Consider the following 11,005-nt stretch of genomic DNA (forward strand, 5'->3'; position numbering starts at 1 on the left):
ATTTTAGTAACCTATGTTATTGCAAAGGTCTCGGTTCTTATTTGTTTGTTTTGATTTTTGCTTGGATAAAAAATCCCATCATTCCCACAAAAACAGAAGCCTGAAATCCCGTCATTCCCGCGAAAGAGGAATCCGGTTTTTGGGTTTCAGCCATTCCCGATAAATCGCTTTAGCTCTGCCGCAACCTTAAAACGGCACGGTACGAAAATACCGTCTGAAACCCAGATTGTCAGGCTTCAGACGGCATTTTTTGTTCAGGCGGTTGCCGCTTCTTCGCCGAACACTTCCCGCCACAATTTCCTGACATTGCCGTAATGGGACAGTAATTCGTCGCTTACTTCGGTTTTTGCCGCGTCGCGCAGTTTGGTGTTGTGCTGCTGCCGGCGGTAGAAGCGATAGGCGGTGCGGCTTTGTCCGGCGAGGGTTTTGTCAATCAAACCGCAGTCGGCGGAGATGTTTAAGAGGGCGATGTTGCCGTAGTTGTCCAAGAGTTGCGGATACTGGCGGGCATGGGCAAGTATCAGATATTGGACGATAAATTCGACATCGACCACGCCGCCGCGTGCGTATTTGACGTTGCTGTCGGCAGGCGGGTGGGTGGGGAACATTTTTTCGCGCATTTCGATGATTTCGCCTGACAAGGCGGTTTGGTCGCGTTCGGCGGTGAGGATTTCGGTGCGGATGCGGTCGAAGGCCGTCTGAATTTCGGGTGTGCCGCAGATGAAGCGGGCGCGGGTAAGGGATTGGTGTTCCCACGTCCAGGCGTTTTCGCGCTGGTATTTTTCAAAGGCGGCGATGCTGTGGGCGAGGAAACCGGCGTCGCCATTAGGGCGCAGGCGCAGGTCGGTTTCGTAGAGGCTGCCTGCGCCGGTGGCGGCGGAAAGCCAGTTGGTCAGGCGGCGGGCGAGGCGGCTGTACACGTCGCCTGCGTCGGGGTGGGGGTCGTCGTAGAGGTAGACGAGGTCGAGGTCGGAGGCGTAGCCGAGTTCTTTACCGCCGAGTTTGCCGTAGCCGACGACGGCGAATTGCGGTGTGTCGCGGTGTTTTTTGGGCATGTCCGCCCATGCGCACAGCAGGGCGGCGGCGAGGATGGTGTCGGCGAGGGCGGAGAGTTGGTCGGAGAGGGATTCTACCGTCCACAGTCCGGCGAGGTCTTGGACGGCGAGACGGAAGACTTGGGCGTGCTGGAAGCGGCGCAGGGTGTCCATTTGCGCTTCAGTATCGCCGCCGCAGGCTTTGAGGTCGTCTGAAAGGGCGGCGGCGAGCGCCTGCCAATCAAACGCGGTATCCAAAAGCTGCGCGCTGATGAGTTCGTCCAACAAAATCGGATATTTGTTCAGATACGCCGCCACCCAAGAACTTTGGCCCATAATCTGCGCCAGTTGCGCCAAGGTTTGCGGATGTTCGTTGAGGAAGGCGAGATAGGCGGATCGGCGGCTGATGTTTTCGAGAAAATCCAACAGCCGCATCAATGTATCGGTCGGGTTGTTTTGCTCTGCCGCCGCTTGTACGAACAACGGCACAATGGCGTCAAAACGCGGCTGGGCGTGGGCGGAAAGGTGGCGGTATTTATGGCCGTTGCGGATTTGGTCGAGCCGCGTGGCGATGGTTTCGGCATCAAACCCATATTCTTTCAGACGGCCTAGCCGTTCTTCTTCATCAGGCTTTTCCTGCCATGTCCATTGCCATTCGCTGTTGCTTTGCGTTTGTTCTTCGGGTTCGCTCAGAATTTCGTTGAACAACTGATTGACCTTGTTCCGATGAACATTGAGATCGTCTGAAAAGGCGGCGTAGCTGTCGAAACCCATGCTTTCAGCGAGCAGTTGCCGCTGTTCAGGCGAAGTGGGCAGGGTTTGGGTTTGTTGGTCGTCCCAGTATTGCAGGCGGTGTTCGACGTCGCGCAGGAAGCGGTAGGCGGCAAGCAGGGTTTCGACGTTTTCAGACGGCATGATCCCGGTTTCGGCAAGTTTCTTCAGCGTTTCCTGCGTGCCTTTCAATTGCAGCGCACGCATTTGGCCGCCGCGTATCATCTGGAAAATCTGGGCGATAAATTCGATTTCGCGGATGCCGCCCGCGCCGAGCTTGATGTTGTCCGCCATGCCTTTTTTGCTGACTTCGCTGCGGATTTGGCGGTGCAGCTTACGCATCGCCTCATACGCGCCGTAATCCAGATATTTGCGGAACACAAAGGGGCGCACCAGTGCTTTGATGTCGTTCGGATACGGCGTAACCACGCGACCTTTGCACCACGCGTAGCGTTCCCATTCTCGCCCCTGTGTAATCAAATATTGCTCCAGCGCGGTTTCGCTCAATACCAACGCGCCCGAATCGCCGTCCGGCCGCAGCCGCATATCGACGCGGAACACCTGCCCATCGGCGGTAATGTCGTTCAGCAGCGCAATCAGTTTCTGCCCGACTTTGGTGAAAAATTCCTGATTGCCCCGTTCGCGCCTGCCGTCGGTGTCGCCTGATTCGGGATAGACGAAAATCAAATCGATGTCGGAAGACACGTTCAACTCATAGCCGCCCGCCTTGCCCATCGCCACCACGCTTAAATGCTGCGGCGATTTGGTATAACGCCCGATTGGCGTGCCGTACATGTCCCGATAATAGGCGTAGGCGAAATCCAGCGCGGTATTGACGGCAAAATCGGCAAACAGCGTAATCGTGCGGGTTACTTCGTTCAAATCGCTGATGCGATTTATATCGCGCACGATAATCTGCGACACGACATAACGGCGCAACTCGCGCAACTGCCGCGCCAATTCTTCCTCGTTTTCTTCCGCGCGGATTTTGTCCCAATCAGCAAAAGCTTGGAAATCAGCTTCGGTCAACACCTTGTCCAACATGGGCAGGAAAATTTCGGGCTTGAGTTTGCCGTTGTCGAGCTGGCGGGCAAGGAACAGGGAATGGTGCCGGGCGGTGTCGAGGCGGTTGTCGGACATTTCGGATTCCGTTTGAAAAAATGGCAGGAAGATGATGGCGGATTCACTTCAAATCAGGACAGGGCGAGGGGATGCCGTACCGGTTTAAAGTCAAGCCACTATATCATAGCAACCTTCGATGCCGTCTGAAACCTTGCCCCGACATCCAGACGGATGCCTGCCGATAAAAAACAGCGGCAAATGCCGCCGTTTCCTGTTCACACCTCGCCACGCTCTTTTAAAATAGCATAAGCCGCACTTTTCTCCCGTGTGGAATTTTTAAAAAAACCATCACTCTTGACGATTTCATGCAGCTCCTCACTTGATTTCTCCGCATATTCCATTTTCAACGCCTTATGCTCATTGCCGGCTTCAATCATTCCCTCTCCCACTGCTTTTGCTGCTTTTGCCACACCATTCCAAAAACCCATAATCATGTCCTCCAATCGTTTCAAATAAATAAGGTCGTTGTTTCTGTCAAGAAACAACGACAGTTTATAAACTGTCGGAAAACAAAATGCCGTCTGAAGGCCGGATAATGCTTCAGACGGCATCGGATTGCCGGTTTTAACCCTGCCCTCCGCCGTTGTTCAAATAGTGTTCCCAGTGAGAATATAACCGGGCAATATTTTCTTCATAGGTGTGGGCAGAAGGAATATAACCGTCTTTGGGCGGCATATACCTGACAAATGATTCTATTTCTTCCGGATAATCAAAATCTGCATAAATTTTTTCAACTTCCCCCAAAGGATCCTCAAATTCTTCTTTTCTATGGAATACATCGCTTAAGAGGACGTACAGCCAATTTTTAGGGGAATAATCCCTCATTTCCGAAGCCAAATCTTCCAGAACAGGCTTTAATTCAAGAATATTGGATTTGTTGATTAAAGATAGTTTGAACACACGTTCATCATGATCTGAAAGCGTCATTTTTCGGGCATAAGCTGCCACATCAGCCCAACCCAAGTATTTATTCCCATACCCCCACAGAATATCCTTCCAAGAAAGACGGACTTTTTGCGCGGTTAAATCAAGGTTCATTTTTTACTCCGATTGCCTGCCCCGTCATTCCGCCCCTTCCGATTGACGCCTGTTACGAAAAGTCTTCCAAATGACGGCTGATTGCCTCTTCAACAGTCGGATGCCAATCCATAAATGAAGCCTGCAATTCCTCTAAAACCAACTCATTGAATAAATCATCCAAATTCCGCCAATCCGTTTTTTCATCCGGATAGATGAAATTTGCCATAACGACAGTATGTTTGTTTTGGGAATAATCCGATAAGGCGCAAATCATCAGATACCGCCCCGAATGCTCCAGATAAAAAATTCGTTTTTCCAAAGGAAACCGGTTATTCCGTTGCCCGTTTTCCATTTTTCATCCTTTTTAACGTATCGGCTTCCGCGTCCTTCAAATTGAGTTACCTGCCTTCCGCCAAGCAAACGCCCGCGCCCCTTTCATCATTTGAATATCCGTTTGACCATATTTACCAGATAACTATCTTCTTTATATAAATCAATCAGCAAAGGCACGATACCCGGCTCATAAAATAATTCTGTCGTATCAGATGTTTCTTTTAACGCGGAAATTATCTCCAACAGTTCATACCCGTATCGGGGATAAGCAAACAAATAGGGGACTGCTTCCCGCAAACATGAAAATGCTTCGTAACTTTGCATTTCCCATATATGTTCATCTTTAAAATCACTCAAATACCATTCATCCAATTCACTTTCCGGATCGGATATCAATCGGATAAATTCATTTAGTTCGTCCTTAAACATATCAAATCCTTAAATATAAAATCTTTTGATTATCCGCCGTATCCTTATTTTCCACATCATGAATTTCAACGCCGTTCATATTTTGCGTTTTCCCAAGCCGTCCGCCACAGTATAAAATTATTTTTTGTATCAATTGCTTATATATTTAACAACTTACCGCCGGACTTGCTTTGGCTGCGTATCAAGATTGTCCGGTTCGCGGCGGGCGTTTGCTTTGTTTCAAACAGGGCGGCGCGTAAGGGATTTTCAAGGGGCGTCAGGCGGAAAAAGGAAATGAAAATGCCGTCTGAACGGCAAAACGTGCGTTCAGACGGCATTTTGGGCGGATCGCGTCATCGCGCCAAAGCCTTCAAACATTCTTTGACCAATGCCGGACCTTTGTATATCAATCCGCTGTACACCTGGACGGCGGTCGCGCCCAAGCGGATTTTCTCTGCCGCGTCCCCGCCTTCCATAATGCCGCCTACGCCGATAATCGGCAGCTTGCCGTCGATGTGGTCTGCCAACAGCTTCAACACCCGATTACTTTTTTCATGAACGGGCAGCCCGCTCAAACCGCCCTGCTCGCCTGCGAGCGGATGGCTGCCGAGACTTGATTTGTCGATGGTGGTGTTGGTAGCAATGATGCCGTCCATTTCGACGGATTTGACAACGTGGGCGATGTCTTCGATTTGTGCTTCATCCAAATCGGGGGCGATTTTGACGGCGAGCGGGACGTATTTCCCGTGTACAGAGGCAAGCTGTGCCTGTTTGTTTTTCAAAGCCTCAAGCAATGCGCTCAACTCGTCGCCACCTTGCAGCGCGCGGAGGTTTTTAGTGTTGGGCGAGGAAATATTGACGGTAATGTAACTTGCGTGTGCGTAGGCTTTTTCGAGGCAGATTAAATAATCATCGGCAGCGTTTTCAATCGGTGTTACAGCGTTTTTGCCGATGTTGATGCCCAATACGCCGCTGAATTTACTTTTTTCGATGTTTTGAATCATGGCATCGATGCCGTGGTTGTTGAAGCCCATGCGGTTGATGATGCCTTGATATTCGGGAACGCGGAAGAGGCGCGGCTGCGGGTTGCCGGGCTGCGGGTTGGGCGTTACCGTGCCGATTTCGATAAAACCGAAGCCGAGCGCGCCCAATGCGTCTATATATTCGCCGTTTTTGTCGAGTCCGGCGGCAAGCCCGACAGGGTTGGGCAAATCCAAACCCATCAGTTTTACAGGTTTGGTACGGTTGCCGGTTACGGGAATCAGACCCAATTTATAAACCATGTTGAGCGCGTCGAGCGTGAAGTGGTGGGCTTTCTCGGCATCGAGTGCAAACAGGATGCGGCGGGCAAGTGGATACATGACAGGGCTTTCTGCTTCAGATGGAAATGCCGTCATTTTAACCGAAATCCCGTCAAACATACGGCACACAGGTCAAACTTGAACGACAAAACCCGCCGCACCCAAAAATGTACAAATCGGCAAATATTGATATAATAGTCATTAGATAGAAAACTCTATTAAAAGTCGGTACAATACCACCGATTTATTTCCCTTAAACAACCTGCCGCAAGGCATAAAGGAACGACTGATATGTCAAACATCGAACAACAAGTTAAAAAAATTGTTGCTGAACAACTGGGCGTAAACGAAGCCGACGTGAAAAACGAATCTTCTTTCCAAGACGACTTGGGCGCGGATTCTTTGGACACCGTGGAGCTGGTTATGGCTTTGGAAGAAGCATTCGGCTGCGAAATCCCCGACGAAGATGCCGAAAAAATCACCACCGTCCAACTGGCTATCGACTACATCAATGCCCACAACGGCTAACCGGTCGTCGCCCGACACAACAGCCTCTGCTGCACCGCGCAATAGAGGCTTTTCCCTTATATGGCAAACTGTTTGAACCCCTGCCGCAAATTACAGACGGCATCTGCACGACAGCCGCATATGCCCCCATTCCGACAACCAACAGCGAGGTTATCATGAGTCAGAGAAGAGTAGTCATTACAGGCTTAGGTCAGGTTTCCCCTGTCGGCAACACTGTCGCAGAGGCTTGGGACACCCTGCTCGCCGGCAAAAGCGGCATCGGCGCGATTACCCGCTTTGACGCATCCGACATCAACAGCCGTGTCGCCGGCGAGGTGCGCGGTTTCGACATCGGACAATACATCAGCGCGAAAGAAGCGCGCCGGATGGACGTATTCATCCACTACGGCATTGCCGCCGCATTGCAGGCAATCGCCGATTCGGGCTTGGACGATGTGGAAAACCTCGACAAAGACCGCATCGGCGTGAACATCGGTTCCGGCATCGGCGGACTGCCCAGCATCGAGGTCACCGGCAAAGCCGTAATCGAAGGCGGCGCGCGCAAAATCAACCCTTTCTTTATCCCCGGTTCGCTGATCAACCTGATTTCCGGACACGTTACCATCCTCAAAGGCTACCGCGGCCCGAGCTACGGGATGGTTTCCGCCTGTACCACCGGCGCGCACGCCATCGGCAATTCCGCCCGACTGATCAAATACGGCGACGCGGACATAATGGTTGCCGGCGGCGCGGAAGGCGCAATCAGCACTTTGGGCGTGGGCGGTTTTGCCGCGATGAAAGCCCTCTCCACCCGCAACGACGATCCCGCCACCGCTTCCCGTCCGTGGGACAAAGGCCGCGACGGCTTCGTTATCGGCGAAGGCGCGGGCGTATTGGTGTTGGAAGAATTGGAACACGCCAAAAAACGCGGTGCGAAAATTTACGCCGAAATCGTCGGCTTCGGCATGAGTTCCGATGCTTACCATATCACCGCGCCGAACGAAGAAGGCCCCGCCCTTGCCGTTACCCGCGCGCTGAAAGATGCCGGCATCAATCCCGAAGACGTGGATTACGTCAACGCGCACGGCACGTCCACCCCCTTGGGCGATGCCAACGAAACCAAAGCCCTCAAACGCGCGTTCGGCGAACACGCCTACAAAACCGTCGTCAGCTCGACCAAATCCATGACCGGCCACCTGCTCGGCGCGGCGGGCGGCGTGGAGGCCGTGTACAGCATTTTGGCGATACACGACGGCAAAATCCCGCCGACCATCAACATTTTTGAACAAGACGTTGAAGCCGGCTGCGATTTGGACTACTGCGCCAACGAAGCGCGCGACGCGGAAATCGACGTTGCCATTTCCAACTCCTTCGGCTTCGGCGGCACCAACGGCACGCTGGTCTTCAAACGCTTCAAAGGCTGATTCCGCAAAGCCGCCGCCGACATCGAAATGCCGTCTGAAACCGTTTCAGACGGCATTTTTATAGTGATTAACAAAAATCAGGACAAGGCGGCGAGCCGCCAGACAGTACAAATAGTACGGAACCGATTCACTTGGTGCTTAGCACCTTTAGAGAATCGTTCTCTTCGAGCTAGGGCGAGGCAACGCCGTACTGGTTTTTGTTAATCCACTATAAAATCCGCAAACTTAACCGACTCAAAATACACATTATGACGCACACCGCATCGAAAACACCCAAATTTTGGCTGACCATCACCGCCGCCGCATTCATCCTGCTGATTACCATCGGCATGAGGATGACGCTCGGACTGTTCGTCCAACCCGTCGTCAACACCACCGAATTGAGCATTGCCCAATTCAGCCTCATCATCGCCGTTTTCCAACTGATGTGGGGCATATCGCAACCATTGTCCGGCGCGCTTGCCGACCGTTTCGGCGCGTTCAGGGTATTAAGCGGCGGCGCAGTCCTGCTCGTCTGCGCCTGCCTGATTGCCCCCAACATCCCGACTTATTGGGGGCTGATGATTGCCGTCGGGCTGCTGCTCGCATTCGGCACAGGCTCAGGCGGTTTCTCCATCATTATGGGGCAGGTCGCCGCCCAAGTCCCCGCACACAAACGCGGCTTGGCATCCGGACTGGTCAACGCCGGCGGTTCGGCAGGACAATTCCTGTTCGCACCGCTGGTTCAAGGACTCGTCGTCCTGCCCGAAGTCGGCTGGACGGGCACATTTTACGTTTGGGGCGCAATCGCCCTGCTGATTCTGCCCGTCTCATGGTGGCTTGCCGGCGGCAACAACGCCGCCCACACCCAACACGCCCAAGCCACACACGGACAAAGCCTCGGAGAAGCAGTCAAAACCGCCTTCAAAACCCCAAGCTACATCCTGCTGCACCTAAGCTTTTTTGCCTGCGGCTTCCACATCGCCTTTCTCGTAACCCACCTACCCACGGAAGTCGCCCTGTGCGGACTGCCCGCCACCGTCGCCTCGACATCCATCGCCATCATCGGACTGGCAAACATCGCCGGCTGCATTTTTTCCGGCTGGTGCACAAGCCGCGTTCGGGGCAAATACGTCCTGTTCGGACTGTACGCCTCGCGCGCCGCGATGATACTCATCTACATTTTTTCGCCCAAGACCGACCTCAACTTCTACATTTTCGCCGCCGCACTCGGATTTACCTGGCTCGCCACCGTCACGCCGACCGCCTCCATTACCGGCAAACTCTTCGGCACACGCTACCTCGCCACCCTGTTCGGACTGACGATGCTCAGCCACCAAATCGGCGGATTCCTCGGCTCGTACATCGGCGGCATCGTGATTACACAATTCGGCGACTACGGCTGGATGTGGTACGCCGACGCACTGCTGGCGGGAACCGCCGCCCTCCTCAACCTCCCCATCCGCGAACCCCGAACCGCCGCATGAAAGAATGCCGTCTGAAAACCCTCAGACGGCATTTTCCAAACACCCCGCCCGTTTCCGGACTGCACGACACGCAAATCAGCCTTATCAAACCGCAAACAACCGCCGCGATTAAACCGCCATTCAAATAAGTCCGTTTTCCCTTCGGGTGTAAAATCATCACAAAACGCGATACTGTATATCGCCGGGCGTTATGCAGCGGATTTCAGGATAAAATGCCGTCTGAAGCCGCCCCTGCCCGGGCGGGCGAAGCGTCGGATGCGGTGCGCTTGGCAAAGGTTTGCCCGCCGCGCCCCGTATCCGGCATTTCATCAATGCAGACCGCATTTCCAATCCTATAATTCAAGGTGTCCGCCTTATGAAAATCGTTTTTATCACAACAGTCGCATCCAGCATTTACGGTTTCCGCGCCCCCGTCATTAAAAAATTAATCGGCAAAAACCATCAGGTGTATGCCTTTGTATCGGAGTTTTCCGATAATGAATTGGATATTATCAGGGAAATGGGGGTTACACCCGTTACCTACCGTTCAAACCGCAGCGGGCTGAACCCGTTTTCCGATATAAAATCCACCTTCCTCATCTTTAAAGAACTCAAAAAAATATCGCCGGATTTGGTTTTCCCTTATTTCGCAAAACCCGTGATTTTCGGCACTTTTGCCGCAAAACTGGCAGGCGTGCCCAGAATCGTCGGGATGCTGGAAGGTTTGGGATTCGCATTTACCCCGCAGCCGGAAGGCATACCGTTAAAAACAAAAATCATAAAGGGGATTTTGATTGCCTTGTACCACATTGCCCTGCCGATGTTGGAAAGCCTGATTGTATTAAACCCCGACGACAAAGACGAACTGACGGACAAATACGGCATCAAAATAAAAAACATCCATATTTTGGGCGGAATCGGTCTGGATTTGCGGCAATATCCTTATTCCGAGGCGGATATTCCCGATGAAAAAGAACCCGTAAAATTCCTCTTTATCGGCAGATTTCTGAAAGAAAAGGGGATTGATGATTTTATTCGGGCGGCGGAACAGGTTAAGGACAAATACCCCGATACGGTTTTTACCGCTTTGGGCGCAATCGACAAATCACGCGGGGGGGGGGGGCGATTTGGAACGGCTTGCCGCCCGCGATATTATCCGTTTCCCCGGTTTTGTGAACAATGTTTCCGAAGTGATAAAGGCGCATCATATATTCGTATTGCCGTCTTATAGGGAAGGCGTTCCCCGAAGCACTCAGGAGGCAATGGCCGTCGGCAGGGCAGTGATTACGACGGATGTCCCCGGATGCAGGGAAACGGTCGCCGACAAGGTCAACGGCTTCCTGATCGAACCTTGGAATCCCCGCATCTTGGCCGAAAAAATGATTTATTTTATCGAAAACAGGGAAGCCGTCCGCCTGATGGGGAATGCAAGTTATGCGATTGCCAAAGATAAATTCGATGCCGAAAAAGTCGATTTGAAATTGCTCGATATTTTGAAGGCGTAAACAAGGCTGCCCGCTTTTGAGTTTCGGTCATTTCTGATAAACCTCCGTCATTCCCGCCACACCCCCGTCATTCCCTCGAAAGCGGGAATTCAGGTTCGTTTAGTTTCGGTCATTTCCGATAAATTCTTGCAACTT

Annotated in this window: 12 protein-coding genes and 1 pseudogene; 5 read left to right on the forward strand and 8 right to left on the reverse strand. The window is 52.4% G+C overall.

Annotated features, from left to right (window positions below; translation table 11 throughout):
• Positions 1-254: 254 nt before the first annotated feature.
• The 7 genes from glnE to HMPREF2959_RS07345 form a co-directional block, all read right to left on the reverse strand.
• Positions 255-2,945: a bifunctional [glutamate--ammonia ligase]-adenylyl-L-tyrosine phosphorylase/[glutamate--ammonia-ligase] adenylyltransferase gene (gene glnE, locus HMPREF2959_RS07315; RefSeq protein WP_070696598.1), complete on the reverse strand. Its 2,691-nt coding sequence runs from the start codon at positions 2,943-2,945 to the stop codon at positions 255-257.
• A gap of 197 nt (positions 2,946-3,142) precedes the next feature.
• Positions 3,143-3,478: a hypothetical protein gene (locus HMPREF2959_RS07320; RefSeq protein ID WP_002218629.1), complete on the reverse strand. Its 336-nt coding sequence runs from the start codon at positions 3,476-3,478 to the stop codon at positions 3,143-3,145.
• Between the two features lie 13 nt (positions 3,479-3,491).
• On the reverse strand, positions 3,492-3,965 hold the full coding sequence (locus HMPREF2959_RS07325; RefSeq protein WP_002215584.1) for a DUF2247 family protein: 474 nt from the start codon (positions 3,963-3,965) through the stop codon (positions 3,492-3,494).
• A gap of 52 nt (positions 3,966-4,017) precedes the next feature.
• Positions 4,018-4,299: a hypothetical protein gene (locus HMPREF2959_RS07330; protein WP_002215582.1), complete on the reverse strand. Its 282-nt coding sequence runs from the start codon at positions 4,297-4,299 to the stop codon at positions 4,018-4,020.
• Positions 4,300-4,385: 86 nt separating this feature from the next.
• Positions 4,386-4,709 carry a hypothetical protein gene (locus HMPREF2959_RS07335; protein ID WP_002215580.1) on the reverse strand — a complete coding sequence of 108 codons (324 nt, stop codon included), beginning with the start codon at positions 4,707-4,709 and terminating at the stop codon, positions 4,386-4,388.
• Between the two features lie 137 nt (positions 4,710-4,846).
• The gene (locus HMPREF2959_RS13285) at positions 4,847-5,026 is read right to left on the reverse strand and encodes a hypothetical protein (protein ID WP_024497034.1); all 180 of its coding nucleotides are present in this window, start codon (positions 5,024-5,026) and stop codon (positions 4,847-4,849) included.
• A gap of 15 nt (positions 5,027-5,041) precedes the next feature.
• Entirely contained in the window at positions 5,042-6,049 is a 1,008-nt protein-coding gene (locus HMPREF2959_RS07345; protein WP_002243210.1) for a quinone-dependent dihydroorotate dehydrogenase, read from the reverse strand.
• A 231-nt stretch (positions 6,050-6,280) separates the two neighbouring features.
• Here HMPREF2959_RS07345 and acpP point away from each other — a divergent pair, with 231 nt between their 5' ends.
• The 4 genes from acpP to HMPREF2959_RS13395 all read left to right on the forward strand — a co-directional run bounded on the left by acpP (position 6,281) and on the right by HMPREF2959_RS13395 (position 9,514).
• Positions 6,281-6,517 (forward strand): acyl carrier protein, encoded by a 237-nt coding sequence (acpP, locus tag HMPREF2959_RS07350; RefSeq protein ID WP_002215574.1) that lies wholly within the window; start codon positions 6,281-6,283, stop codon positions 6,515-6,517.
• Between the two features lie 155 nt (positions 6,518-6,672).
• Positions 6,673-7,920, forward strand: a complete 1,248-nt coding sequence (gene fabF, locus HMPREF2959_RS07355; protein WP_002243209.1) for a beta-ketoacyl-ACP synthase II — start codon at positions 6,673-6,675, stop codon at positions 7,918-7,920.
• A 248-nt stretch (positions 7,921-8,168) separates the two neighbouring features.
• On the forward strand, positions 8,169-9,386 hold the full coding sequence (locus HMPREF2959_RS07360) for an MFS transporter (RefSeq protein ID WP_002228911.1): 1,218 nt from the start codon (positions 8,169-8,171) through the stop codon (positions 9,384-9,386).
• A complete protein-coding gene (locus HMPREF2959_RS13395) occupies positions 9,383-9,514 on the forward strand; it encodes a hypothetical protein (protein ID WP_002231586.1) in 132 nt (43 codons plus the stop codon). The genes HMPREF2959_RS07360 and HMPREF2959_RS13395 overlap by 4 nt, the downstream gene beginning before the upstream one ends.
• 74 nt (positions 9,515-9,588) lie before the next feature.
• Here the strand turns inward: HMPREF2959_RS13395 and HMPREF2959_RS12635 are convergent, their stop codons facing one another.
• Positions 9,589-9,729, reverse strand: coding sequence for a hypothetical protein (locus HMPREF2959_RS12635; RefSeq protein ID WP_153308412.1), 141 nt, complete (start codon positions 9,727-9,729; stop codon positions 9,589-9,591).
• Between the two features lie 12 nt (positions 9,730-9,741).
• Here HMPREF2959_RS12635 and HMPREF2959_RS07365 point away from each other — a divergent pair.
• A pseudogene (locus HMPREF2959_RS07365) lies at positions 9,742-10,870 on the forward strand (glycosyltransferase family 4 protein).
• Positions 10,871-11,005 lie beyond the last annotated feature (135 nt).

Origin of the sequence: Neisseria sp. HMSC070F02, from assembly GCF_001814225.1 — a bacterium.
Taxonomy (GTDB): domain Bacteria; phylum Pseudomonadota; class Gammaproteobacteria; order Burkholderiales; family Neisseriaceae; genus Neisseria; species Neisseria meningitidis.